We start from the raw sequence: 24952 nt of genomic DNA, 5'->3' as shown, positions 1-24952 counted from the left end.
TCCGAAAGGGTCCGGTCAAGGTTTCAGGCTGCCGCACCGATCAGATCAGGCACGAGGCCGGGCAAGTCGTCAAAATGATGCAGAAGGGCTTCGGGTTCCAGCGCCGCCATGTCATCCCCCGATGGCCCGAAGGTAACCAGCACCGAAGGAACGCCCGCCGCCCTGGCGGTATTGCGGTCGGTATCCGAGTCTCCGACCAGTACGCACAAGTCCGGATCTCCCCCGGCACGGCGCGCGGCTTCACGCAACGGCGCCGGGTCCGGTTTGCGTACCGGCAGCGTATCGGCCCCGACCAAAGATGCAAAACGGTCCCGCACCCCCAAGCGAGTCAGCAACAATTCGGCCAGATGTTCCGGTTTGTTCGTGCAAATGCCCACACCGTAACCCGCGTCACTCAGCATCTCGACCGCCTGTAGTGCGCCGGGATAGAAACTGGTGTGGGTGTCGATGTCCTGCGCGTAGGCCTCAAGAAGAACCGGATAATAGGCCTGCACCGTATCCTCGTCATAGGCCCCTACACGTTTCAGCCCGTGGGTCAGCATCATGCGCCCACCTCGCAGCGCCACACCGGAATCCGGCCCGTGGACCAGTACATCCCCGTGCCCCATTTTGCGGAAACAATGGTTCGCGGCCGCCAGCAAATCACCGGATGTATCCGCCAAAGTGCCGTCCAGATCGAAGATGACGGTGCGCATTTCGCCCCCTTGCTCGGCAGGTTTTCGCCGTATCCTGTTTCAATCGGCAATCTTGTTTGATGGCCGAACGGCTTGCGCCTTTGACCTCAGCGGATAAAACGGACGGCAACAAAACACAAAGAGAAAACGAATTCATGACCACTGCCCTTGTCATCCTTGCCGCCGGAAAAGGCACCAGGATGAATTCGGACCTTCCCAAAGTTCTGCATCCCATCGCTCAGGTTCCGATGCTGATCCATGCGATGCGCGCCGGATCTGTCCTGTCGCCCGAACATACCGTGATCGTCACCGGCCACGGGTCCGAAGCCGTGGCAAAGGTTGCACGGGCCGAGGATGAAGGGGCGCAGATCGCAGTGCAGGAAGACCAGTTGGGTACCGCCCATGCGGTCGCACAGGCCCGAAGCGCATTGAGCGGCTTCGAAGGTGATGTGGTTGTTCTTTACGGCGACACCCCGTTCTTGCAGCCCGACACGCTGGAAAGGATGATCGCCGCTCGGGCTGACAACGATTTGGTGATCCTGGGCTTCGAGGCCGCCGACCCGGCCCGGTATGGCCGTTTGGTGATGAAGGGCGACGCCCTGGAGCGGATCGTCGAGTTCAAGGATGCGTCAGATGAAGAACGCGCCATAACCTTCTGCAACTCGGGCCTTCTGGCCTGTGACGCAGGCACTCTGTTCGACCTGATCGACGCGGTCGGAAACGACAACGCGTCGGGCGAATACTACCTGACCGACGTGGTCGAGATCGCGCGCGACCGCGGCCTGAAGGTCACTGCCGTTTCGTGCGACGAGGCGCAGACGCTGGGCGTGAACTCTCGCGCTGATTTGGCGGCCGCCGATGCCGTATTTCAGGCGCGCGCCCGGGCCGAACTGCTGGATCTGGGCGTCACCTTGATGGCGCCTGACACGGTGTATCTGGCCGCGGATACGGTGGTCGGGCGCGATACGGTGATCGAACCGAATGTGGTGTTCGGCCCGGGCGTCACGGTCGAAAGCGGCGCAACGATCCGCGCCTTTTCGCATCTTGAGGGCTGCCATGTCAGCCGGGGCGCTGTCGTCGGCCCCTACGCGCGCCTGCGCCCCGGTGCCGAACTGGCCGAAAACACGCGGGTCGGCAATTTCGTCGAGATCAAGAATGCCGAAATCGCCGAAGGCGCAAAGGTCAATCACCTCAGCTATATCGGGGACGCTTCGGTTGGCGCAGCGACCAACATCGGCGCGGGCACGATCACCTGCAACTATGACGGCGTGATGAAGCACAAGACCACGATTGGTGAGAATGTCTTTGTCGGCTCGAACACCATGCTGGTGGCGCCGGTCACAGTGGGCGACGGCGCGATGACCGCGACGGGCACTGTCGTGACCAGGGATGTGGACCCCGATGCGCTGGCCGTTGCCCGCGCCAAGCAGGAAAACAAGCCCGGATATGCGCGCAAATTGTTTGATATGTTGAAGGCGAAAAAGGCTCGCCGCGATAAAAAGGCCTGAGATATGTGTGGAATAGTAGGTGTTTTAGGGCAGCACGAGGCCGCCCCCATTCTGGTAGAAGCCCTGAAACGGCTGGAATATCGCGGCTATGACAGCGCCGGGATTGCAACCGTCAACGACGGCGCATTGGGCCGGCGGCGCGCGGTGGGCAAGCTGGTCAACCTCAGCGATCTTCTGGTGCATGATCCTCTTCCCGGAAAATCCGGCATAGGCCATACCCGCTGGGCCACGCATGGCGCCCCGTCGGTCAACAATGCACATCCGCACAAGGCGGGCCCAGTGGCCGTCGTTCACAACGGCATCGTCGAAAACTATCGCGACCTGAGGGCCGAACTCGCCGAACATGGTGTTGATTTCCAAACCGAAACCGACACGGAAACGGTTGCCCTCATGACGGAACACCACCTGAACTCGGGCTTGTCCCCGGTTGAGGCCGCGTTCAAGACGATCGACCAGTTGGAGGGCGCCTTTGCGCTGGCCTTTCTGTTCGACGGTGAGGACGATCTGATCGTGGCGGCCCGCAAGGGATCGCCACTGGCCATCGGTCACGGGGATGGCGAGATGTATGTGGGCTCTGACGCCATCGCCCTGGCGCCTCTGACCAACCAGATCACATATCTGGAAGAAGGCGACCGCGCGGTTCTGACCCGAACGTCGCTTGAAATCCGCAACGAAGCCGGTGAGCTGGCCAACCGGGAAAAGCGCAAGATCAAGCTGGATCATGCGCGCGCGGACAAGGGCGAGCACAAGCATTTCATGGCCAAGGAAATCGCTGAACAGCCCATCGTTGTGGCCGAAGCAATCCGGTCCTACCTGCCCACGGGCGGTGACCGCGTGGTCCTGCCGGACACGGATCTGGATTTCAGCAAGCTGGATCGTCTGACCATGGTGGCCTGCGGCACCGCGTTTTACGCCTGCCTGACCGCGAAATACTGGTTCGAGCAACTGGCGAAGATGCCCGTTGAAGTCGATATCGCCAGCGAGTTCCGCTATCGCGAGCCTCCGATCACGGATCGAACACTGGCGCTTTTCGTCAGCCAGTCGGGCGAAACCGCCGACACGCTGGCCGCGTTGCGATATTGTGAGGGCAAGGCAGACAAGATCGTTTCGGTCGTCAACGTGCCCGAAAGCTCGATTGCTCGCGAAAGCGATATCGCCTTGCCGATCCATGCCGGTGTCGAAATCGGCGTGGCGTCGACCAAAGCCTTCACTTGCCAGCTGAGCGTGCTGCTGATGCTGGCGCTCAAGGCCGCGGCAGACCGGGGCACGATGACGGATGAGGACATCGCCGATCATGCCGCCGCCCTGCGCGGGTTGCCGACCGTGCTGAACGCCGCGCTCGATCAGAACCGGGCGATCCGCAAAGCCGCCCAACGCCTGTCCGAGGCGCGCGACGTCCTGTTTCTGGGCCGTGGCCTGATGTACCCGCTGGCAATGGAAGGCGCGCTGAAACTGAAGGAAATCAGCTATATCCACGCCGAAGGTTATGCGTCAGGAGAGTTGAAACACGGCCCCATCGCCCTGATCGACAAACATATGCCCGTGGTTGTCATGGCACCCCGTGACACCGTGTTCGACAAGACCGTGTCGAACATGCAGGAAGTGATGGCGCGCAAGGGCAAGGTGATCCTGGTCTCTGACGATGACGGCATTGACGAGGCCGGCGACGGAGTATGGAGCACCATCCGCATGCCGCATGTTCACACCAGCCTTGCACCGATCCTGTATTCGGTTCCCGCGCAATTGCTGGCCTATCACACGGCGGTTGCCAAGGGCACGGATGTGGATCAGCCGCGCAATCTGGCCAAGTCGGTCACGGTAGAGTGAATTATGGCCAAACAGTTCCCGCAACTTGAGGAAGTGCATCAAAAGTTCATCGAAGATCAGCGTATGTTCTTCGTCGGCACCGCCGGGGCCGAAGGTCGGGTCAATATTTCCCCCAAGGGAATGGATTCGCTGCGGGTACTGGGGCCGAACCGCATTGTCTGGATGAACCTGACCGGCAGTGGCAATGAAACGGCGGGGCATATTTTGCAGGTCAACAGGATGACGCTGATGTGGTGTTCCTTCACCACACGTCCGATGATCCTGCGCACCTATGGCACCGCACGTTGCCTGCATGTCGGGGATGATGGCTGGGACGACCTTGCCGGCCTGTTCCCAAATCACCGAAGCGCACGGCAGATCTATGACCAGTCGATCGACATGGTACAGACCTCTTGCGGCTATGCCGTGCCTTTCATGGAGTTCCAATCTGACCGCGATACAATGCAGAAATGGGTGGATGGAAAATCAGACGAGGACATCCGCTCGTATTGGGTGGAAAGAAACAGCCATACGATTGATGGAAAGCCAACCGGCGTACCGATGTGAGTCCGATGCTGAATGGATATCTCGATCAGATCAAGGCGCACGGTGACCCCGAGCGGGCGACCCAGATGGCCAGTTACCACAAGGCGGATCGCATCTATCTGGGCGTCGCGAACCCGGTTCTCAACGACCTGACCAAGGCGTGGCGGAAAGAACTGGACGTGCCGGCGCGGGTCGCATTGGCGGACGGGCTATGGCAAAGCAACATCCACGAGGGGCGACTTGCCGCATCCAAACTTTTGACTCAGGCACGCATCCGACCGGATGCGGCGGTTTGGAATTTGCTTCAAAGCTGGCTGCCGGATTTCGATGCCTGGGCCGTTGCGGACCACGCGTGCATGGCGATGCAAAAACGGCTTTCAGCAGATCCCGAACGGTTGGACGAAGTCGAACTGTGGACCCGATCTGATCACATGTGGACCCGGCGCGCGGCCTTGGTCGCAACCCTGCCCTGGACCAAACAGAACCACCCCAAGCCTGACGATCTGCACCGCCGTGACCGCATCCTTGGCTGGGCTGCGGGATATGTTTCGGACCGCAACTGGTTCATCCAGAAATCCATCGCCTGGTGGCTGCGCGAACTGTCCAAACATGACCCGGAACGCGTGATCGCCTTTCTGAAACAACACGGTGATGCCATGAAGCCGTTTGCCCGCCGCGAAGCAGGCAAATACCTGAAAAATCAGTTCACATAGACCTCAAGCTCGACAAGTTCGTCGAAGGGCACCAGCAGGGCCCTCATGGCGTCCAGCGACAAGCGGCTGCCGCTGCTGTCCGGACCGGAAACCGGGACCAACGTGATATAGGCCTGCGCCCCGGTCCGTGGCACGACGACACGCGCCGTAACTTCGCTGTCTACCAGCGGTGTCTGCATCCAGCGCCCCGGAGTGGTCGGATCCCCAAGCCCGGCGATGGTGGTTTTCGCGCCAACCCAGTTCGGGCGCGCGGAAACCGGTTCAGGTTGCAACACCTCTTCGGCAACTGCTGTGCCCGTTTCCGTGTCAGGCACCGTCTGGGCGGGCGCGTCGCCCCCGCCGAACACTCGATCAGTCGTTGACTGCACGGCGTCGCATCCGGCCGTCATTGCGCATGTCAAAACAAGTATTTTCTTCATGCCGGAAACCTACAACCCTGCGCCCACCTGTTCCAGCGCAAAGCGCAGTTCGCACTTGTCGCGGCCATGTTCCAGCTTTACCTATATGGCATGACAGCTCCGCTTATCGACCCGTTTGCCCGCGCCATCACGTATCTCCGCGTCTCCGTCACGGATCGCTGCGACTTTCGCTGCGTGTACTGCATGTCCGAGAACATGACCTTTTTGCCCAAGAAAGACCTGTTGACATTGGAGGAACTGGACCGGATGTGTTCGACCTTCGTCAGAATGGGGGTCGAAAAGCTGCGCATTACGGGTGGTGAGCCTTTGGTGCGTCGCAACATCATGACGTTCTTCAATTCGATGACACGTCATCTGGACAGCGGTGCATTGAAGGAGTTGACGCTGACAACCAACGGTTCGCAACTGCACCGATTTTCCGAAGACCTGTATGCGGCCGGTGTGCGTCGGGTGAATGTCTCGCTGGACACTCTGGATGATGACAAGTTCGCCAAGGTGACGCGCTGGGGCCGCCTGAAACAGGTTTTGAACGGAATCGACGCCGCGCAAAAAGCTGGCCTGCGGATCAAGATAAACGCCGTTGCCCTGAAAGGGTTCAACGAGCCCGAACTTCCTAAAATCACGGAATGGTGCGCCCAGCGGGATATGGATCTGACCTGGATCGAAGTCATGCCCATGGGCGATATCGGCAACGAAGACCGCCTGGATCAGTACTGGTCGCTCAAGGACGTGCGGAAAGAATACGAAAACCACTATTCGGTCACCGATCTGGCCGAACGCAGCGGTGGCCCGGCCCGTTACGTGCGCCTCGAGGAAACCGGCCAGAAAATCGGCTTTATTACGCCACTGTCGCACAATTTCTGTGAAAGCTGCAACAGGGTCCGCCTGACCTGCACGGGCGAACTTTACATGTGCCTGGGTCAGGAAGACATGGCCGACCTGCGCGGTGCCCTGCGCGATCATCCCGACACCGAACAGCCACTTGAAGACGCGATCCGATCTGCGATCAATCTCAAGCCCAAAGGGCATGACTTCGACTATTCCCGCCAAGCCGTCGATGGCCGGATGAGCCGTCACATGAGCCATACAGGCGGCTGATATGCCGGATTATGACGGCCGCCCCACGGCGTTGTACCATGTTTACAGCGCCCTTACGTCTCTGGCAGCGCCCCTGATATGGCGGGTCGTTCGGAACAAGCTGCGGGAAGCAAACGTACCTGACAAGCGTCAACAAGAACGCCTTGGCCATGCCAGCCTGCCCAGACCGAATGGGCGTTTGGTCTGGTTCCACGCCGCCAGCGTCGGCGAAAGCCTTTCGGTTCTCAGCCTGATCAGACGGCTGGCAGATCGCCTGCCCGAGGCAGAGTTTCTGATCACCTCGGGCACCCCGACCTCAGCGGCTCTGATCGAAAAACGCCTGCCGCCCCGTACACGGCATCAATTCCCGCCGCTTGACACGGCAGGCCCGGTCCGGCGCTTTCTGAACCATTGGCAACCAGAGGGCGGGGTTTTCGTCGAAAGTGAGATTTGGCCGCGTCTGATCGTCGAAAGCGCCAGACACGCCGTTCCGCTGGCCCTTCTGAATGCACGACTGTCGGACAAGTCCGTTGCCGGTTGGAAAAAACGCCCCAGAACAGCGCGGTTCGTTTTGAACAAGTTCAACCTGTTCCTGACGCAAAACGACAAAACCGCAGCCAACCTGGCAGCCATGGGTGCCCCTGCCGGTCGCGTCCGGCCCGGCACCAATCTCAAGGCCATGTCAGACCCTCTTCCCATAGACCACGGCACGCTCGAAGACATCGGTTCTCAGATTTCTGGCAGACCTGTGTGGATCGCCAGTTCAACCCATGCCGGTGAAGAGGAAATCGTTCTGGCCGCGCATAAATCACTTCTGGAACGCTGGCCCGATCTGCTGCTGTTGCTGATCCCCCGCCACCCAGAGCGCCGCGGCGATATCGCAAAACTACTGGACGCCTCCGATCTCAACGCCGCGTTCCGATCAGAAAGTTCCCCGATCAAAACCGAAACCCAGGTATATGTCGCCGACACATTGGGCGAGACCGGCACATGGTACGCTCTGTCTCCCATCGTGTTCCTGGGCGGCTCCCTTAAAAATATCGGCGGCCACAACCCTTTCGAACCCGCCCAGGCCGGAGCCGCCGTGATAACCGGTCCCGGATACTTCAATTTTGCTGAAACATTCGCGCCGTTGATCAAAACCGGTGGCGCCATCGAGGTTCAAACCGAAACAGATCTCTCTGCGGCGGTCGACCATTGGCTTTCAGACGACCAAGCCCTGACCCGGGCCCGCAGCGCCGCCCAATCCTGCGTCAAGACGCAAAGCAACGCACTGGATTCCGTCGTGGAAACGCTGTGCCGTTCGCTCGACCTGACGTAAGTAGGCGGGATCCTTCTTCATCTGGCCAAAAATATCCCGGGGGTGTGGGGGCAGAGCCCCCACCCGCCCCATCAGGCCGCCGGCATCCGCTGCTCGACGATCTCTGCCCACCAGCTGCACCCAGCGGGAATCGCCTCATCGTTGAAGTTGTATTCCGGGTGGTGAACCATGGCCGTATCGCCGTTACCCACTAGAATATAGGCGCCTGGGCGCTCCTCCAGCATAAAGGCAAAATCCTCGCCGCCCATGACCAAAGGCGCATCATCACAATCACCAGATACCGACCGGGCAACAGCTGCGGCAAACTCTGTCTGCTCTTCACTGTTCACCATCACCGGATACCCGCGGATGTAGGTCACATCGGCGGTGCCTCCGAACGTTGCCGCCACACCATTGCAGATCTCATGGATCCGCTTTTCGGCCAAATCCCGCATATCCTTGCTCATGGTGCGCACGGTACCCTTGATCTGAACAGTCTGCGGGATCACGTTGAACGCCTTCGACGAGGTCTCGAACGACGTCACCGACACCACGACCTGATCGATCGGATCGGCATTGCGCGAGGAAATGGTCTGAAGCGCCAACACCGCCTGCGCGGCCAGTACCGTGGTATCTACTGTTTCATGCGGCTTGGCAGCATGACCGCCGCGCCCTTCGAAAGTGATGTCGAACTGATCGGTTGCGGCAAAGAAGGAACCGGGACGGATGGCGAACTTGCCCACAGGTTGTCCCGGCCAATTGTGCATGCCGTAGACTTCCTGAATATTCCAGCGGTCCATCATGCCATCTTCGCACATTTCACGACCACCACCGCCGCCCTCTTCGGCAGGCTGGAAGATCACAACAACCGTGCCATCGAAATTTCGGGTTTCAGACAGGTACTTCGCCGCACCAAGCAGCATCGCCGTGTGGCCATCATGGCCGCAGGCATGCATGGCGCCCGGCGTTTTCGAGGCATAGTCCAACCCCGTCGCCTCATGGATCGGCAGCGCATCCATATCCGCCCGCAAACCGATCACCTTGCCGCTGCTGTCCGATTTGCCCTTGATCACGCCAACAACGCCTGTACGCCCGATGCCGGTAACGACCTCGTCGCAACCAAACTCCTGCAACTTCTCGGCCACCATTGCGCTGGTGCGGTGCGTTTCGAACAGGATTTCAGGGTTTTGGTGCAGATCCCGTCGCCAGGCGGTGATCTCATCCTGCAATTCGGCAAAGCGGTTTTTGACTGGCATGTCTATTCTCTCCTAATTCAGTTCAAGCCGCCGGCATTCGGCGCTCGACCATTTCTGCGAACCACGAACATCCAATCGGGATGATCTCGTCGTTGAAATCGTATTCAGGGTGGTGCAACCCGGCGCTGTCACCGTTGCCCAGAACGATGAAGGCTCCGGGCCGTTCCTCCAGCATAAATGAAAAATCCTCGCCCCCCATCACCATCGGCGCCTCGATGCAGCTGCCCCCGACCGAGACTGCGGCCTCTGCCGCATATCCCGTCTGAGTTTCTGCATTGATCGTCACCGGAACGCCGCGCGAGTAATTGACGTTCACGGAACCACCGAATGTTGCTGCAATCCCTTCGGCGACCTCTTTGAGGCGCTGTTCGATCAGATCTCGCATCTGGTTGGAATGGGTCCGGACCGTGCCGCGTATCTGCGCCGATTGCGGGATCACGTTGAACGCTTTCGATGACGTCTCGACGGACGTCACCGACAGCACGGCTTGCAGGATCGGATCGGCATTGCGCGACACGATCGTCTGCAATGCCACGATCATTTGCGACAGCATCACCGTCGTATCGACCGTTTCATGGGGTTTTGCAGCGTGACCTCCGCGCCCTTCAAGATGGATATCAAATTCGTCCGCTGCCGCCAGCAAAGGGCCCGAACGGATCGCGAACTGCCCGGTCGGCAGGCCCGGTACGTTGTGCATCGCATAGACTTCCTGAATGCCGAACCGGTCCATCAGACCGTCCTTGCACATGGCCTCGGCGCCATTCCCGCCCTCTTCGGCGGGCTGAAAGATCACGATTGCAGTGCCATCGAAATTGCGCGTCTCAGAGAGGTACTTTGCCGCCCCCAAAACCATGGCGGTATGCCCGTCATGCCCGCAGGCATGCATCGCGCCTGATGTCTTCGAGGCATAGTCCAGTCCGGTCTGTTCCTGCATCGGCAGCGCATCCATGTCGGCGCGCAAGCCAATCACCCGGCCCTGCGTGTCGCTCTTTCCCCGAATGACCCCGACCACGCCGGTGCGACCGATGCCTGTAACGACCTCGTCACAGCCGAATTCCTTCAGCTTTTCCGCCACCAGCGCGCTGGTGCGGTGCGTGTCGTACAGAATTTCCGGATGTTGGTGAATGTCACGCCGCCAGCCTGTGATCTCTTCGTGCATCTCTGCGAGGCGGTTTTTGATCGGCATGTCACTCTCCCTCAAATTATGCCACGGGCAATCGTCGTTCCACGATCTCGGCAAACCAACTGCAACCGGCGGGAATGGCATTGTCGTCAAAATTGTATTCCGGGTGATGGCACATCGCCGTGTCCCCGTTCCCGATAAAGATGTAAGCTCCGGGCCGTTCTTCAAGCATATAGGCAAAATCTTCCGACGGCATGATCGGATCAGTGCTGTCATTGACCTTGCCCGCCACGGCCTCAGCCGCCTCGGCAGCGTATGCCGTTTCGGCCTCGGAGTTCACAGTCACAGGATAGCCGGGCGTCCAGACGACATCCGCCTTTGCGCCAAAGGCCGAGGCCGTATCCTCGGCGATCCTGCGCACGCGTTCTTCCGCAATGGCGCGGTATTCGGGGTCGAGCGTCCGGACGGTCCCCTGCAAGCGGACGGTATGCGCGATCACGTTCGACGCGACACTGTCCGTTTCAAACGTACCCACGGTCAGCACCACGCGTTTGATCGGATCGACGGTGCGCGCTACGACGGATTGCAACGACACGACGATATGCGAGGCCACCAGCGTGGTGTCTACCGCATCATGCGGTGCGGCGGCGTGTCCGCCCTTGCCGGTGATCGTGATTTCGAATTCATCAGATGAGGCCAGCAAGGCGCCGGGTCGGATCGCGAATTCGCCCACCGGCAACCCCGGCATATTGTGCATGCCATAGACCTCATCAATGCCCCAGCGATCCATCAGGCCGTCCTGACACATGGCCAAACCGCCTGCGCCACCTTCTTCGGCGGGCTGAAAAATCAGAACAACGGTGCCATCGAAGTTTCGGGTTTCAGCCAGGTAGTGGGCGGCCCCAAGCAGCATCGAGGTATGCCCGTCATGCCCGCAGGCGTGCATCTTGCCCGATACGGTCGAGGCATAGTCCAACCCCGTCGCTTCTTCGATCGGCAATGCGTCCATGTCAGCACGCAACCCGATCACGCGCCCGGTCGTATCCTGCCGTCCCCGGATCACGGCCACGACACCCGTCCGGCCAATTCCCGGCGTGATCTCATCCACACCAAATTCCCTGAGACGCTCGACAACGAAAGCAGCCGTTTCATGCACGTCATACATCAGTTCAGGATGTGCGTGCAGGTGGCGGCGCCACTTGGTAATATCGCCATGCATCTCTGCAAGTCTGTTTTTGACAGGCATCTCTAGACCCTCCCCTGAACCACTGAAGCCACGTTGAATGTTACGCCGCGCTCAGCCTTTCAACCAAACGTTGCATGAACCCATGCCCAGCTTCGAACTGCGCGATCGATATGAACTCGTTCGGCTGATGAGCCTGCGCGATATCGCCGGGGCCGCAGATCACGGCTGAATACCCGGCCGCCTGAAACTGCCCCGCCTCGGTCCCATAGCTGACGACGTGGCTGGCGTTGTCCCCGGTCAGGGCGCGCACCAAAGCTTCGGCTTCTCCGTCCTGTTCGGGCACCAGCCCCGGGATCGCGAAATGCTCGGAGAGTTCGATGCGCGCATCGGGGTGAACGGCCTGCATCCGAGCTTCGACCCGGCGGACCTGTTCGACATAGGCATCGCGCCATTCAGCCTGCGTTTCGTCCGGCACCGTGCGGAAATCCATCATGAAAGTGCAGTCTTTGGCGGTGATGTTGTGCGCTGTCCCGCCTTCAATCATGCCGACATGACAGGTTGTCCACGGCGGGTCAAATACAGCCGCGATTTCGCTCGGCTCAGCAGCCATGCTTTCGGCATTTCTGTGATTTGCCCAATCGATCAAAGGCGCCGCCGCCATGATGGCGTTCACGCCAGTATGCATGATCGAGCTGTGCACTTCGAACCCGACGATATGTGTATCAATGCCGAATCCGCCTTTGTGCCCCGTCACCGCCTGCATCATCGACGGCTCACCCACGATTACTGCCGATCCCTTGGGCAGAACCTGTTGCATTGCTTCAATCATGGGCGGCGCACCGGTGCATCCGACCTCTTCGTCAAAGCTGAGCGCCAGCTGAAGCGGCCGGCTGATATTGGCATGGTGTGCTTCGACCAGGGCCCAAATGGCCAGGGCGTCAAACCCCTTCATGTCGCAGGTGCCGCGACCAAAGTATCTGCCGTCTTTCTCGGTCACAGTGAAAGGATCAGTGTCCCACGGCTGACCGTCCACCGGCACGACATCCGTGTGACCGGACAGAACCACCGCGCCTTCTTCGGATGGACCAACATGCGCAAAGATCGCGGCCTTGTGCGGTTGGTCCGGATCTGGCCAGCGGTGGCTTTCGATTCCGTGGCCCTGCAAGTAGTCCTGAACCCAATCCACCAGCGGCAGATTGGTATCACGGCTTACGGTCGGAAATGAGATCAGCTGTGTCATGATCTCAAGCGGGGTCAGGCGTTTCGCCATTGGGGTCAATACCCGCTGTCCGTGGTCAGAATGAAGTGCCCTGCCTCAACCTCTTGATATTGCGAAGGTTCCGGCGTGTAGTTGGTGGGGTGAATAGGAGAAGGGATCGGTTTGAAATTCAGATCCTTTTCCGATTTCCGCTTGTTCGGGTCCGCGATCGGAACCGCCTTCATCAGCGCCTGTGTATAGGGATGCTGCGGGTTCTCGAACACCCGCGCCCGGGGCCCAAGTTCGACAATGCGCCCCAGATACATGACCCCGACATAGTGGCTGACCCGTTCGACAACGGCCATGTCGTGGCTGATGAACAGGTATGACAGGCCCAGCTCGGACTGCAACTCCATCATCAGGTTCAGAACCTGCGCCTGAACCGACACGTCAAGAGCCGAGACCGCCTCATCCGCAATGATCAGCTTGGGGTTCAGGGCCAAAGCGCGGGCAATGGCGATCCGCTGACGCTGACCGCCCGACATTTCATGCGGGAAGCGACGCATGAAACTGCGCGGCAATTGCACCTTGTCGAACAATTGTGCCACGCGATCCTGAAGTTCGGATCCCGACGCCACACCATAATTGCGCATCGGCTCGGCCACCTGGTCGACCAGCTGCATCTGCGGGTTCAAGGACGCGAACGGGTCTTGGAAAATCATCTGCATGTCCAACCGCGCCTTGCGCAAACCAGATGGATCAAGCTTCATGATATCGATGCCGTCCAGATCAATCTCGCCCGCCAACGGCTCAACCAGCCGCAGGATCGAACGCCCCGCCGAAGACTTGCCGCACCCGGATTCCCCGACAAGACTGAGCGTCTGACCTTTGTTCAGAGTGAACGAGACATCCTCGACCGCATGAACGTTCGAAATCGTGCGCCGCAAAAGCCCGCCTTTGACCGGGAACCGTGTCGTCAGGTTCTTGACGGTCAGCAGAACCTCTTCCGTACCCGGAATTGGCGCGATATTCTGCCCTTCGACCCCCAACAGCTTCATCGGCTCGGGCGCAGATTTACCCTGCATCTCGCCCAGTTTCGGCACCGCGGCCAGCAACGCCTTGGTATAGTCGTGCCGCGGGTTTTCAAAGATCTCCTTGACCGTGCCCTCTTCGACCTTGTTGCCGCGGAACATCACAACAACGCGGTCAGCCATCTGGGCAACCACGGCCATGTCGTGGGTGATGAACATCACCGCAGTTCCGGTTTCCCGCTTGAGGCGGTCCATCAAGGCCAAGATCTCGGCCTGAATTGTCACATCTAGCGCCGTGGTGGGTTCGTCGGCAATCAACAGGCGCGGCTCACAGGCCATCGCCATCGCAATGACAACACGTTGGCGCATCCCGCCCGACAACTCATGAGGATATTGTTTCAGACGGCGCTCGGGCTCTGGGATACGGACCTGACGCAGCAATTCCAGCGCCCTTTCCTCGGCCTGCGCTTTCGTCATGTCCTTGTGGATGCGCAGACCTTCGGTTAACTGGCGGCCCACGGTGAAAACGGGGTTCAGCGCGGTCATCGGCTCTTGAAAGATCATCCCGATCTCGTTGCCGCGAATCTGCTTCATCAGATCCTGATCGGCCTTGGCCAGGTCCATTTCTTCGCCATCACGACGATCAAACAGCAATTCACCGCCAGCGATTTCGCCGCCACCGAACTCGACCAGACGCATCAAGGACAAAGATGAAACCGACTTCCCCGAGCCCGATTCGCCAACGATACAAACGGTTTCGCCTGGTTTGACCTCGAACGAGACGTCCTCAACACCAACAACGGGACCGTCCTTTGTCTGAAACTCCACCCGCAGTTTTTTGATTTGAGCAATAGGCTGATCCAGCACGTGCGCGCTCCCTTGACGAGGTTATTCTTGTTCTGAATGCCGAACGCTACGGCGGGCCACCGGGAAAAGTCAAACCCATTACACATTTTCGCGACGGCACCACTTGCATTTTTCTCAAGTTCTGTTTCGATACCCAACGTAACCGCCTTGGGGAGGCAGCGCCGATTTATGTCGTTAGCGCTATTATCTTTATTGATCAAAAACTTACCCCGAAGCGGCAACGCCAAACCCGCAGGCCTTGCGGAGATAATCGAGACACGAACGTGTCCAATTCGGGAGTGACTTATGAAAATCAAAACCCTTTTGCTAGGTGCGATCGCAAGCACGGCAATGGCCCCGATGGCCTTTGCCGAGCGCGGTTCGGACGGCAATGTCAGCATCATCTATTGGCAGGCCCCGTCGATCCTGAACCCGTTCCTGTCCGGCGGTACAAAAGACGTGGAATCAGCCTCGCTGGTGATCGAGCCGCTTGCCCGCTACGACCAGGACGGCAACATGGTGCCATATCTGGCGTCTGAAATCCCGACCGTGGAAAATGGCGGTGTCAGCGAAGACCTGACGTCGATCACATGGAAAATCGCACCGGGAATCACATGGTCTGACGGCTCTCCGTTCACCGCTGCTGACGTGAAGTTCACCGCCGATTACTGTATGCACCCGGAAGGTGGCTGCGCGCAGGTGACCAAGTTCGAAGGCGTCACCTCGGTCGAAGCTGTTGATGACCTGACCGTCAAGGTCACTTTCGACGCACCGACCCCCTTCCCCTATGGCCCGTTCGTCGGCGGTGAAAGCCCGATCCTTCAAAAGGCCCAGTTCGAAAACTGCATGGGCGCCAAAGCCCCGGAATGCACCGAACAGAACTTCAACCCGATCGGCACCGGCCCCTTTGTCGTCACCGAGTTCAAACCGAACGACGTGATCACCTTCAAGGCCAACGACAACTATCGTGACCCGGCAAAACCTGCCTTCGCTACCGTGACCTTCAAAGGCGGCGGTGACGCGACGGCTGCAGGTCGTGCCGTCATGGAAACCGGTGAATTTGACTATGCCTGGAACCTGCAACTGGCTCCGGAAGTGATCGCACAGATGCAGGAAGGTGGCAAAGGTACGCCGGTTGCGGGCTTCGGTCCGCTGGTCGAGCGAATCATGCTGAACCAGACCAACCCGTCGCCCGAGCTGCCGGAAGGCGAGCGTTCGACGGCCAAGCATCCGCACCCGTTCCTGAAGGATCCGGCCGTTTACAAAGCCATGTCCATGGCCATCGACCGTCCGCTGCTGGTGGAAATCGGCTATGGTCAGGCTGGTAAAGTGACCTGCAACTGGGTTCCGGCCCCTGCCGCGTTCAACTCGACCTCGATGACCTGCGACACCCAGGACATCGAAGGCGCCAAGAAACTGCTGGATGATGCCGGTATCGTCGACACCGATGGCGACGGCGTCCGCGAGAAGGATGGCGTTCCGTTGAAGATCGTCTATCAGACCTCGACCAACGCTGTCCGTCAGGACTTCCAGGCACTGATCAAGGAATGGTGGAGCCAGATCGGCATTGAAACCGAACTGCGCAACATCAACGCATCGGTCTTCTTCGGTGGTGACCCGGGCTCGCCCGACACGTTCCAGAAGTTCTATGCCGACGTTGAAATGTACGCCAACACCTTCAACGGCACCGACCCGCAATCCTATCTGGGCAATGGTCTGTGCGACAAGGCACCGCGTCCCGAGACGCAGTGGCAGGGCGAAAACATCAGCCGCTTCTGCAACGAAGAGTTCGACAAGCTGCACGCTCAATTGGCCGAAACCGCTGGTCTGGAAGCGCGTGCGGAAATCGCCAAGCAGCTGAATGACATCATGGTTCAGAATGGTGGTATGATCCCGCTGGTTCACCGTGGTCGCCTGTCGGCACATGCAAACACACTGGGTGGCGTTGTCCTGAACGTTTGGGACAGCGAGCTGTGGAACATTGCGGACTGGTACCGCAAAACCGGTTCCTAAGCACTGACCTTGCAAAACCGCGCCCCGATCGTTATCGGGGCGCGGTCATTTGCATCCCACCCCAACAAGAAGACGCATATAAAGGCGCCTCTTAATGCTTAATTTCACAATCAGACGACTGGTGCTGGCCGTTCCAACGCTGCTGTTCATCAGCCTCGTCATCTTCCTGCTCCTCGAACTCGCACCCGGCGATCCGATGGCACAGGTTCCGCTCACCGTTCCCCCCGAAGTCAAGGAAAAGATGCGCGAGGCGCTCGGCCTTGGCCAGCCGATGCATATCCGGTTCTGGAAATGGATCGTGCAATTCTTCTGGATCGAACCGCAGGTTCTGATCGACCACATCTTCGGCACCAGTTTTTCCGCAGGCGACCTGCGCGTGATATCTTGGCAGACCCGCTCGCCCGTCATGGACATCGTCGTTCAGCGTATCCCGCAGACCCTGTGGGTTGTCGGCACCGCCTATGTTGTCGCCATCCTGATCGCGCTGCCCATCGGCATCTATTCGGCCTATCGCCAGTATTCCTGGTTCGACCAGATGGGCACCTTCGTGTCGATGGTCGGCTTCTCGGTCCCTCCGTTTTTCTCGGGCGTTCTGGTGATCGTGATCTTTTCAGTCCAGTTGGGCTGGTTCCCGTCGATCTATGACACCACGCATGTGGTCAACAGCTGGGACAGCTTCGTCGTGCAGCTGAAACAGATGATCATGCCGGTCATGGTGCTGGCGTTGCAGATCACGGCACAGCTCAGCCGTTTCATGCGCGCCTCGATGCTGGACAATCTTAACCAGGATTACGTCCGCACCGCACGCGCCAAGGGGCTCAGCGAATACACGGTCGTCATGGTCCACGTTCTGCGGAACTCGATGATCCCCGTGGTCACGGTCATTGCACTGGGTATCCCGGCCATCTTCGGCGGCGCCATCATCACCGAGCAGGTTTTCAAGGTGAATGGCATCGGCCAGTTGCTGATTGGCGCCATTCAGGCCAACGACCTGCCGATGGTACAAACCCTGACCTTCATCTTTGCCGTGCTGATCGTGCTGTTCAACCTGATCGCGGACGTCCTGTATGGCATTCTGGACCCGAGGATTCGCTATGACTGATCACGACAAATCAGACACGCTGATCCCCGACGAAGGTCTGGCCCCGGCATCCACCGCTCTGCCAACCGCTGATGTGATGGAGGAACTCACGACCCCGCCGCGCAGCCAATGGCGCGACGTCTGGGATCAGTTCAAGACGCACAAGGGCGCCATGGTGGGTGCGGTGCTGTTCATCCTGATCGTGGCAGGCGTCTATCTGGGCCCCTATCTCTGGAGCATTGATCCAACGCAGATCGATATCCGGGCCCGCAATCAGGGGCCAAGCTGGGCGCATCCCTTCGGCACCGACCAGTTGGGCCGGGATATCCTGGCGCGCATGATGTCGGGCGGTCAAACCTCGGTATCGGTGGGCATCACCGCGATGCTGCTGGCACTGTTTCTGGGATCGTTCATCGGCGTTCTGGCCGGGTTCTTCAAACGGCTGGATGGTCCGCTCATGCGTCTGACGGACCTGTTTCTGGCCCTGCCCCTCCTGCCCTTGCTGCTGGTCATGATGCTGCTGTTCCGCGAGCCCCTGTCGGCCGCGTTCGGGCTGGAGCGCGGGATCTTCATCCTGATCGTCTGCGCCATCGGCATCACCTCGTGGATGCCTACGGCGCGGATCGTACGGGGTGACGTGCTGGCCATCAAAGAGCGTGAATTCGTTCTGGCGGCCCGGTCCATCGGCACCAGCAACACTCAGATCATCACGCGGCATATCCTGCCGAACGTGTTGTCTCCGATCATGGTATCGGCGACGCTGGGGATTGCGACGGCGATCATTACCGAAAGCGCGCTTTCCTTCCTTGGTCTGGGCTTTCCGCCCGACTTCCCGACATGGGGCCGCCTGCTGTTCGACGGAGTCGATTATCTACAGCAATACCCCGAGCGTGTGTTCTGGCCTGGTCTGGCAATCTCGCTGACCGTACTGAGCGTCAACTATCTGGGTGACGGTCTGCGCGATGCTCTGGATCCGCGGATCCGCGGTCGTTGAACACTCTCAGTCGGCGCGCTTCATCGCGCCGGCCAACAGCACGATCAGAACGGCCAATGGCAGCAGCACGGCGAAGGCCAGACGCAGGCCGAACACTTCCGCCAAAAAGCCGATCAAAGGCGGACCGATCAACAGCCCTCCATACCCCAATGTCGCCACACTTGCGATGGCTTGTCCCGGCGGCACATTCGGATCGCTGGCCGCCCGGCTGAATGCCAGCGGCATGATCATGGCATAACCTATTCCCATCAAGGCAAAACCGGCCAGCACGGGCAGGATCGTTGCTGTTGAAACCACCGTGAAAACGCCCAAAGCCGCGCAAATACCGCCGAAACGGGCAGAAACGACCGGACCGAACCGGGTGATGACAAGCGCACCTGCAAGTCGAAACGCCACCATGGTCACTGAAAATACCGCATAGCCCAAGGCAGCGACGCTTTCGGACGCCCCCGTGATGTCACGCAGATATATCGCGCTCCAGTCTGCGACGGCCCCTTCGCCCAATGCTCCGCACAAGGCGGCTATGCCAACCAGTATCAAAACCCCGGATGGCAGGGCGAAAACCGTACTCTGAGGCCCTTGGGATCGGCGCGAAGTCCAGCTTACCCAGGATGATGCAAGCGCAAGGCCAACAACCACGCCACCCGCCAAAAGGAAGTGCACAAGAACCGTCAGCCCCATCTGAACCGCGGCATATCCGCTGAGCGCGCCAAGACCGGCACCAAGGCTCCACATTGCGTGGAACGAGGACATAACGGGTTTGTCATATGCCTGCTCTACCTCGGCGGCCCATGCATTCATCGCAACATCCATCGACCCGTGGAATGCGCCAAAGACAAACAGAAACACTGCCAGCCCCCAAAGCCCATCAGCCATGGCAAGCAGGATCAGCGACCCGGTGTACAGAACCGCAATGATCCGGGTGATTGCAACAGCGCCGAAACGATCCGTAAGCCGCCCGGTTATCGGGAACGAGCAGACAGCCCCCGCAGCCATGAACAACAGGCCATATCCAAGCGCCTCATGGGACAGTTCCAAGCGGTCACGTATGGCGGGAATGCGCGATGCCCAGATTCCGAACAGGGCGCCATTCAGAATGAACATGGCGGCGACAGCGCGCCATGCTGCAACTATGCTTATCATCCCAAGCCCTCGCTCTGCTTGCCCAATGCCCCTGTTCTACAGGTCAGAGGAAACCTGGCAATTGCCACTCAACCGAGCCGTTTGCGAATGCGTCGCACCGAGTACCACACCCCGGCGACAACCGGGATCGTAACCGCCGCCGTCAGCATGCCCTTGCTGATGCCAGAGGCCGTCAGCGGATACAGAAGATAGCTGACCAGCGAAACCGCGTAATAGCTGATGGCAACCACGGAAAGCCCCTCGACCGTATGTTGCAAGCGCAGTGCAAGATCAGCCCGACGGTCCATGCTTTCCAGCAACGCCTGATTTTGCGCGCTGCGCTCCACATCCACTCTTGTCCGCAGCAACTCACCGGCACGGATCGCCCTGTCAGACAAGGCCTGAAGCCGGCGTTCCGTGGATTTCACTGTGCGAATTGCAGGGTCGTATCGGCGCATCATGAAATCGGCGAAATTCTGACCACCTTCGAAACGCTCTTCTCGCAATACTTCGATCCGCTGGTTGACGATGGCCTCATACGCCCCCGTAGCTCCGAAACGGAAAGAACACCGGGCCGACAGTGTTTCGAGCTCGATCGACGTTGCCAGCAAATCCTGTAACAGCGCGTCAGGCTGCGTCGAGTTGCCAGTCATCTGCCCCATCAATCGGGTGAGTTGCCCGTCCAGCTCTCCGATACGCGGCATCAGCTGCTTGACGCGCGCGAAACCCAGCATCGACATCGCCTTGTACGTTTCAATTTCGCAAAGTCGCTGAATGATCCGTCCCGTCCGGCGCCGTCCGGTGCCCTCGGCCACGAACAAGGCAAAGCGCATGTGACCGGCCGGATCGATCCGAAAATCACTGGCACAAACTGCGGCATCGTCCAATACCCTGGACACGGCCAGACTTTCCGGCTCGAACCAATCCAGCAGTTTCGACTTCACCACGTCGTCACTGTCGCGCTCAACGACGCGCAACAATACTGATGTAACCCTCTGGCCCGGACAGGCCATCAACCAATCGGGCGGAAAGACCTCAAAGTCAGCCGGATCAAAGGCGCGTTCACTCACATTCTGCGCTATCGCCGTGTAGGTCACGAATTCGGTATGCTGCTCCCACTTCAACCAGTGGCGCCCAATCTGGCCCGCGTAATGCGTGGCGTCCGGCCGAGGGTGCTGCGCACCGTGGCGATCCAGCAGGTCGATCAAATGAGCCAAATCCTCACGTCGATCGCGCGCCACGGCGGCCTCGGGCTTTTTGATCGCAATAAAGGCCACCGTACAGGGCATTGACGCGACCGGGAACGGTCGAGCATGCAGTTCATTTGCCAGCGCATAGCGAAGGGGATGGTCGTCTATCGGTGTCATGTATGGCTCCGCCTCGTCACGCGCACTATACGGTACATAATTGATACATCAATTATCTTTTTATTTCATATACTTACAGGGATACAACGGTATACAACCCTGCTATCTCATTGATTTGGCTGCCACAGCTCGATGGGGTTGCCTTCGGGATCATGGATGCGGGCAAATTTTCCAACTTCGCTGTCCCAGTCAGGATTGGTTTCCACCGTGATTCCAGCCTGCTTAAGCTGCGCCGTCAACGCGGCCAGGTCGTCGACACGAAAATTGATCATCCACTGCTGATCGGCCCGTCCGAAATATTCGGTGTCCTCCGCGAATGGCGCAAAGACCGTATAGCCTTCACGCTGCTTCCAGGGCACGGGGTCATAATGATTGACGCCCAGGTGCTTCTCATACCAGGCGCTCAGCGCTTTAGGGTCGCGGGCGCGAAAGAACACACCGCCAATACCATTCACTTTCTCCATCCTCGACCTCCTGCCATCTGTGCCGCCACTCCAGACTACCACACTCCGCCTGCTTCATCTGGCTGGAAATATCCTGGGGGTTTGGGGGCAACGCCCCCATACACACTCAAAAAGAAAAGGGCGCCCAAAGGCGCCCTTTGCAATCTGATCAAACGCGACGATCAATCGATCATCGGCAGCAGCTTGTCCAGCGACTCCTTGGCGTCGCCGTAGAACATTCGGGTGTTCTCTTTGAAGAACAGCGGGTTTTCGATGCCGGAATACCCGGTGCCCTGACCACGTTTCGAGACAAACACCTGCTTGGCTTTCCAGCATTCCAGAACCGGCATTCCGGCGATGGGGCTGTTGGGATCTTCCTGCGCTGCCGGGTTCACGATGTCGTTCGAACCGATGACGATGGCCACATCGGTGTCCGGAAAGTCGTCGTTGATCTCGTCCATTTCCAGAACGATATCATACGGCACCTTCGCTTCGGCCAGCAGAACATTCATGTGGCCCGGCAAGCGGCCCGCCACAGGGTGGATTGCGAAACGAACGTTCTTGCCCTTGGCCCGCAGCTTGCGCACCAGTTCGGAAACCGATTGCTGCGCCTGTGCCACGGCCATGCCATAGCCCGGAATGATGATCACGCTGTCCGCGTCGTTCAAAGCCGCAGCAACGCCATCGGCCTCGATGGCGATCTGTTCGCCCTCAACAGCCATCTGTTCGCCCTGCGGGCCACCAAAACCGCCAAGGATCACGCTGACAAAGTGGCGGTTCATCGCCTTGCACATGATGTAGGACAGGATCGCACCAGACGAGCCCACCAGCGCACCGACCACGATCAACAGGTCGTTGCCCAGCGAGAAACCGATCGCCGCAGCCGCCCAACCCGAATAGCTGTTCAGCATCGACACCACCACCGGCATGTCAGCGCCGCCGATGCCCATGATCAGGTGATAGCCGATGAATAACGCCGCCAGCGTCATCAGGATCAGCGGGAACAGACCACCTGTCGATGTGTACCAGATCAGGCAGATCAGCGAGAGACCCGCTGCCGCCGCGTTCAACGCATGGCCACCGGGCAGCTTGGTCGCTGCCGAGGTCACCTTGCCCGCCAACTTGCCATAAGCTACGACCGACCCGGTAAAGGTGATCGCACCGATGAAGATGCCCAGGAACAATTCTACGTGCAGGATTGCCAGCTCAGCCGGGGTTTTCTTGGCAATCAGCTTGGCAAAAGACCCCAGATCGGACAGGTCCGCCTGGCTGGCGCTGTCAGCAATGGCCATGACCTGCGCCACGTTGCCGATCTCGAAATGCGCGTTGAAGCCAACGAACACGGCCGCAAGACCGACCAGCGAGTGCATCGCCGCAACAAGCTGCGGCATCTCGGTCATCTGGACTCGCTGCGCAACATACTGGCCGATGAAACCACCGCCCGCAATCAGCAGCAGCGACAGAAGCCACAGACCCGAGCCCGGGCCAACCAGCGTGGCGAATACCGCCAGCGCCATACCGACGATGCCATACCAGACCGCGCGCTTGGCGCTTTCCTGGTTCGACAGACCGCCGAGCGAAAGGATGAAAAGGACAGCCGCAACAACATAGGCGGCAGTGGTGAAGCCATAATCCATGTGCCCGGCCTCCTTAAGATTTCTGGAACATGGCGAGCATGCGCCGGGTTACGAGGAAGCCGCCGAAGATGTTGATCCCGGCCATGAACACGGACAGTGCCGCCAGCAGAATGACCAGGAACGACCCCGATCCGATCTGCATCAAAGCCCCGACGATGATGATCGACGAAATCGCGTTGGTGATCGCCATCAGCGGAGTGTGCAGGCTGTGTGCGACGTTCCAGATCACCTGGAAGCCCACAAAGATGGCCAGCACGAAGACGATGAAGTGCTGCATGAAACTGGCCGGAGCGATCAGCCCCACCAGCAGCATGAGCGCGCCACCGACACCCAGCAGGGTGAACTGCTGCTTGGTCTGCGCCTTGAAGGCCGCGATTTCCTGCGCCTTCTTTTCTTCCGGGGTCAGTTCCTTGACCTCGGGCTTTTTCTGCGCCGCGATCGCCTGCACCTTGGGTGGCGGCGGCGGGAAGGTGATCTCACCCTCATAGGTCACTGTCGCGCCGCGGATCACGTCATCTTCCATGTCGTGGTTGATCTGACCGTCCTTTTCAGGCGTCAGATCGGTCATCATGTGACGGATGTTTGTCGCGTACAAAGACGAAGACTGCGCTGCCATCCGGCTGGGGAAGTCGGTATAGCCGATGATGGTCACGCCATTGGGCGTCACGACCTTCTCGTCCGGCACGGTACCTTCGACGTTCCCGCCACGCTCGGCCGCAAGGTCAACGATGACCGAGCCCGGCTTCATTGCCTTGACCATGTCTTCCAGCCACAGCTTTGGCGCCGGACGGTTGGGGATCAGGGCCGTCGTGATGACGATATCCATTTCCGGGGCCAGCTCTCGGAACTTGGCCAGCTGCGCATTGCGGAACTCTTCTGACTGGACGGACGCATACCCGCCGGTGGCCGCACCATCCTGCTGTTCTTCTTCGAAATCCAGATAGACGAACTCGGCCCCCATCGATTCGACCTGTTCGGCCACCTCGGGGCGCACGTCGAACGCGTAGGTCATTGCACCCAGCGAGGTCGACGTCCCGATCGCGGCAAGCCCGGCAACACCGGCCCCGACGATCAGAACCTTCGCTGGCGGCACCTTGCCAGCCGCAGTCACCTGACCGGTGAAGAAACGGCCAAAGTTGTTGCCGGCTTCGATCACGGCGCGGTAGCCGGCAATGTTGGCCATCGACGACAACGCGTCCATCTTCTGCGCGCGTGAAATACGCGGCACCATTTCCATGGCGATCACGTTTGCGCCCTTGGACTTGGCAAGTTCCATTCCTTCTTCGTTTCCGGCAGGATTGAAGAAGGAAATCAGCGTCTTGCCCTTGGTCAGACGCTTCAGTTCCGTCTCGGTCGGGATACGAACCTTGGCGATGATATCTGCGGCCTTCCACAGCGATGCCGCGGTTTTGACAACCTCAACGCCCACAGCCTCATACGCCGCGTCCGAAAAACCGGCGGCAGCACCTGCGCCTTTTTCGATCAGGCACTCATAGCCCAGTTTTTGCAGTTGCACGGCCGAGTCCGGTGTCATCGCGACCCGGTTCTCGCCGTCCAGTATTTCCTTTGGCGTGCCTATCTTCACTGGCAGTCCCCCTAATTCTTACTCGGT

General features: G+C 59.3%; 21 protein-coding genes. 9 read left to right on the top strand and 12 right to left on the bottom strand.

Features of this window, described 5'->3' with window-relative positions; translation table 11 throughout:
* Nucleotides 1-23 precede the first annotated feature (23 nt).
* On the bottom strand, nucleotides 24-695 hold the full coding sequence (locus tag ACR0A2_RS08990) for an HAD-IA family hydrolase (protein ID WP_171227943.1): 672 nt from the start codon (nucleotides 693-695) through the stop codon (nucleotides 24-26).
* A gap of 134 nt (nucleotides 696-829) precedes the next feature.
* Between ACR0A2_RS08990 and glmU the strand changes: the two genes are divergently transcribed.
* Genes glmU through ACR0A2_RS08970 form a run of 4 tightly spaced genes read left to right on the top strand, consistent with a single transcriptional unit; the run spans nucleotide 830 to nucleotide 5247 of the window.
* Entirely contained in the window at nucleotides 830-2182 is a 1353-nt protein-coding gene (gene glmU / locus ACR0A2_RS08985; RefSeq protein WP_480834787.1) for a bifunctional UDP-N-acetylglucosamine diphosphorylase/glucosamine-1-phosphate N-acetyltransferase GlmU, read from the top strand.
* Nucleotides 2183-2185: 3 nt separating this feature from the next.
* Nucleotides 2186-4009, top strand: coding sequence for a glutamine--fructose-6-phosphate transaminase (isomerizing) (gene glmS / locus ACR0A2_RS08980; protein WP_480445675.1), 1824 nt, complete (start codon nucleotides 2186-2188; stop codon nucleotides 4007-4009).
* Between the two features lie 3 nt (nucleotides 4010-4012).
* Nucleotides 4013-4555 (top strand): pyridoxamine 5'-phosphate oxidase family protein, encoded by a 543-nt coding sequence (locus ACR0A2_RS08975; RefSeq protein ID WP_480445677.1) that lies wholly within the window; start codon nucleotides 4013-4015, stop codon nucleotides 4553-4555.
* 5 nt (nucleotides 4556-4560) lie between these two features.
* Nucleotides 4561-5247, top strand: a complete 687-nt coding sequence (locus tag ACR0A2_RS08970) for a DNA alkylation repair protein (RefSeq protein ID WP_480834786.1) — start codon at nucleotides 4561-4563, stop codon at nucleotides 5245-5247.
* Here the strand turns inward: ACR0A2_RS08970 and ACR0A2_RS08965 are convergent.
* A complete protein-coding gene (locus ACR0A2_RS08965; protein WP_171231292.1) occupies nucleotides 5235-5666 on the bottom strand; it encodes a hypothetical protein in 432 nt (143 codons plus the stop codon). The two genes, ACR0A2_RS08970 and ACR0A2_RS08965, sit on opposite strands and share 13 nt — an antisense overlap.
* Before the next feature lie 90 nt (nucleotides 5667-5756).
* On the opposite strand from ACR0A2_RS08965, the gene moaA reads away from it, so the two are divergent.
* Together moaA and ACR0A2_RS08955 are read left to right on the top strand one after the other, a co-directional pair.
* Complete coding sequence (moaA, locus tag ACR0A2_RS08960; protein ID WP_171231291.1) at nucleotides 5757-6764, top strand: GTP 3',8-cyclase MoaA; 1008 nt, start codon at nucleotides 5757-5759, stop codon at nucleotides 6762-6764.
* A gap of 1 nt (nucleotide 6765) precedes the next feature.
* A complete protein-coding gene (locus tag ACR0A2_RS08955) occupies nucleotides 6766-8064 on the top strand; it encodes a 3-deoxy-D-manno-octulosonic acid transferase (RefSeq protein WP_480834785.1) in 1299 nt (432 codons plus the stop codon).
* Nucleotides 8065-8135: 71 nt separating this feature from the next.
* On the opposite strand, the gene ACR0A2_RS08950 is transcribed toward ACR0A2_RS08955, so the two are convergent.
* Genes ACR0A2_RS08950 through ACR0A2_RS08930 form a run of 5 tightly spaced genes read right to left on the bottom strand, consistent with a single transcriptional unit; the run spans nucleotide 8136 to nucleotide 14704 of the window.
* Nucleotides 8136-9299, bottom strand: coding sequence for a M20 aminoacylase family protein (locus ACR0A2_RS08950; RefSeq protein WP_480834784.1), 1164 nt, complete (start codon nucleotides 9297-9299; stop codon nucleotides 8136-8138).
* 22 nt (nucleotides 9300-9321) lie between these two features.
* Entirely contained in the window at nucleotides 9322-10485 is a 1164-nt protein-coding gene (locus ACR0A2_RS08945) for a M20 aminoacylase family protein (RefSeq protein ID WP_171231288.1), read from the bottom strand.
* A gap of 16 nt (nucleotides 10486-10501) precedes the next feature.
* Nucleotides 10502-11668, bottom strand: coding sequence for a M20 aminoacylase family protein (locus tag ACR0A2_RS08940; RefSeq protein ID WP_480834783.1), 1167 nt, complete (start codon nucleotides 11666-11668; stop codon nucleotides 10502-10504).
* A gap of 40 nt (nucleotides 11669-11708) precedes the next feature.
* Complete coding sequence (gene argE, locus ACR0A2_RS08935; protein ID WP_480834782.1) at nucleotides 11709-12878, bottom strand: acetylornithine deacetylase; 1170 nt, start codon at nucleotides 12876-12878, stop codon at nucleotides 11709-11711.
* A 5-nt stretch (nucleotides 12879-12883) separates the two neighbouring features.
* A complete protein-coding gene (locus ACR0A2_RS08930) occupies nucleotides 12884-14704 on the bottom strand; it encodes an ABC transporter ATP-binding protein (protein WP_480834781.1) in 1821 nt (606 codons plus the stop codon).
* Nucleotides 14705-14989: 285 nt separating this feature from the next.
* On the opposite strand from ACR0A2_RS08930, the gene ACR0A2_RS08925 reads away from it, so the two are divergent.
* From ACR0A2_RS08925 to ACR0A2_RS08915, 3 genes are all read left to right on the top strand, one after another.
* Nucleotides 14990-16696: a peptide ABC transporter substrate-binding protein gene (locus ACR0A2_RS08925; protein WP_152458615.1), complete on the top strand. Its 1707-nt coding sequence runs from the start codon at nucleotides 14990-14992 to the stop codon at nucleotides 16694-16696.
* Between the two features lie 94 nt (nucleotides 16697-16790).
* On the top strand, nucleotides 16791-17798 hold the full coding sequence (locus ACR0A2_RS08920; RefSeq protein ID WP_171114986.1) for an ABC transporter permease: 1008 nt from the start codon (nucleotides 16791-16793) through the stop codon (nucleotides 17796-17798).
* The gene (locus tag ACR0A2_RS08915; protein WP_152458617.1) at nucleotides 17791-18771 is read left to right on the top strand and encodes an ABC transporter permease; all 981 of its coding nucleotides are present in this window, start codon (nucleotides 17791-17793) and stop codon (nucleotides 18769-18771) included. The genes ACR0A2_RS08920 and ACR0A2_RS08915 overlap by 8 nt, the downstream gene beginning before the upstream one ends.
* Before the next feature lie 6 nt (nucleotides 18772-18777).
* On the opposite strand, the gene ACR0A2_RS08910 is transcribed toward ACR0A2_RS08915, so the two are convergent.
* The 5 genes from ACR0A2_RS08910 to ACR0A2_RS08890 form a co-directional block, all read right to left on the bottom strand.
* Nucleotides 18778-19914, bottom strand: coding sequence for an MFS transporter (locus ACR0A2_RS08910; protein ID WP_480834780.1), 1137 nt, complete (start codon nucleotides 19912-19914; stop codon nucleotides 18778-18780).
* Nucleotides 19915-19982: 68 nt separating this feature from the next.
* Nucleotides 19983-21260, bottom strand: coding sequence for a DUF3422 family protein (locus ACR0A2_RS08905; protein WP_480834779.1), 1278 nt, complete (start codon nucleotides 21258-21260; stop codon nucleotides 19983-19985).
* Between the two features lie 107 nt (nucleotides 21261-21367).
* Nucleotides 21368-21724: a VOC family protein gene (locus ACR0A2_RS08900; RefSeq protein WP_480834778.1), complete on the bottom strand. Its 357-nt coding sequence runs from the start codon at nucleotides 21722-21724 to the stop codon at nucleotides 21368-21370.
* 161 nt (nucleotides 21725-21885) lie between these two features.
* Nucleotides 21886-23340, bottom strand: a complete 1455-nt coding sequence (locus ACR0A2_RS08895; protein ID WP_152458621.1) for an NAD(P)(+) transhydrogenase (Re/Si-specific) subunit beta — start codon at nucleotides 23338-23340, stop codon at nucleotides 21886-21888.
* Nucleotides 23341-23353: 13 nt separating this feature from the next.
* Nucleotides 23354-24925: a Re/Si-specific NAD(P)(+) transhydrogenase subunit alpha gene (locus tag ACR0A2_RS08890; RefSeq protein ID WP_480834777.1), complete on the bottom strand. Its 1572-nt coding sequence runs from the start codon at nucleotides 24923-24925 to the stop codon at nucleotides 23354-23356.
* Nucleotides 24926-24952 lie beyond the last annotated feature (27 nt).

Source organism: Ruegeria sp. H8, from assembly GCF_056532905.1.
Note: the sequence above shows the minus strand (reverse complement) of the source record. Positions and strands in the feature narration are given on the sequence as shown.

What these genes read in the sequence shown, in the direction of transcription:
- ACR0A2_RS08990 (WP_171227943.1), bottom strand. Translation starts at nt 695, where the DNA reads ATGCGCACCGTCATCTTCGATCTGGACGGCACTTTGGCGGATACATCC.
- glmU (WP_480834787.1), top strand. Translation starts at nt 830, where the DNA reads ATGACCACTGCCCTTGTCATCCTTGCCGCCGGAAAAGGCACCAGGATG.
- glmS (WP_480445675.1), top strand. Translation starts at nt 2,186, where the DNA reads ATGTGTGGAATAGTAGGTGTTTTAGGGCAGCACGAGGCCGCCCCCATT.
- ACR0A2_RS08975 (WP_480445677.1), top strand. Translation starts at nt 4,013, where the DNA reads ATGGCCAAACAGTTCCCGCAACTTGAGGAAGTGCATCAAAAGTTCATC.
- ACR0A2_RS08970 (WP_480834786.1), top strand. Translation starts at nt 4,561, where the DNA reads ATGCTGAATGGATATCTCGATCAGATCAAGGCGCACGGTGACCCCGAG.
- ACR0A2_RS08965 (WP_171231292.1), bottom strand. Translation starts at nt 5,666, where the DNA reads ATGAAGAAAATACTTGTTTTGACATGCGCAATGACGGCCGGATGCGAC.
- moaA (WP_171231291.1), top strand. Translation starts at nt 5,757, where the DNA reads ATGACAGCTCCGCTTATCGACCCGTTTGCCCGCGCCATCACGTATCTC.
- ACR0A2_RS08955 (WP_480834785.1), top strand. Translation starts at nt 6,766, where the DNA reads ATGCCGGATTATGACGGCCGCCCCACGGCGTTGTACCATGTTTACAGC.
- ACR0A2_RS08950 (WP_480834784.1), bottom strand. Translation starts at nt 9,299, where the DNA reads ATGCCAGTCAAAAACCGCTTTGCCGAATTGCAGGATGAGATCACCGCC.
- ACR0A2_RS08945 (WP_171231288.1), bottom strand. Translation starts at nt 10,485, where the DNA reads ATGCCGATCAAAAACCGCCTCGCAGAGATGCACGAAGAGATCACAGGC.
- ACR0A2_RS08940 (WP_480834783.1), bottom strand. Translation starts at nt 11,668, where the DNA reads ATGCCTGTCAAAAACAGACTTGCAGAGATGCATGGCGATATTACCAAG.
- argE (WP_480834782.1), bottom strand. Translation starts at nt 12,878, where the DNA reads ATGGCGAAACGCCTGACCCCGCTTGAGATCATGACACAGCTGATCTCA.
- ACR0A2_RS08925 (WP_152458615.1), top strand. Translation starts at nt 14,990, where the DNA reads ATGAAAATCAAAACCCTTTTGCTAGGTGCGATCGCAAGCACGGCAATG.
- ACR0A2_RS08920 (WP_171114986.1), top strand. Translation starts at nt 16,791, where the DNA reads ATGCTTAATTTCACAATCAGACGACTGGTGCTGGCCGTTCCAACGCTG.
- ACR0A2_RS08915 (WP_152458617.1), top strand. Translation starts at nt 17,791, where the DNA reads ATGACTGATCACGACAAATCAGACACGCTGATCCCCGACGAAGGTCTG.
- ACR0A2_RS08910 (WP_480834780.1), bottom strand. Translation starts at nt 19,914, where the DNA reads ATGATAAGCATAGTTGCAGCATGGCGCGCTGTCGCCGCCATGTTCATT.
- ACR0A2_RS08905 (WP_480834779.1), bottom strand. Translation starts at nt 21,260, where the DNA reads ATGACACCGATAGACGACCATCCCCTTCGCTATGCGCTGGCAAATGAA.
- ACR0A2_RS08900 (WP_480834778.1), bottom strand. Translation starts at nt 21,724, where the DNA reads ATGGAGAAAGTGAATGGTATTGGCGGTGTGTTCTTTCGCGCCCGCGAC.
- ACR0A2_RS08895 (WP_152458621.1), bottom strand. Translation starts at nt 23,340, where the DNA reads ATGGATTATGGCTTCACCACTGCCGCCTATGTTGTTGCGGCTGTCCTT.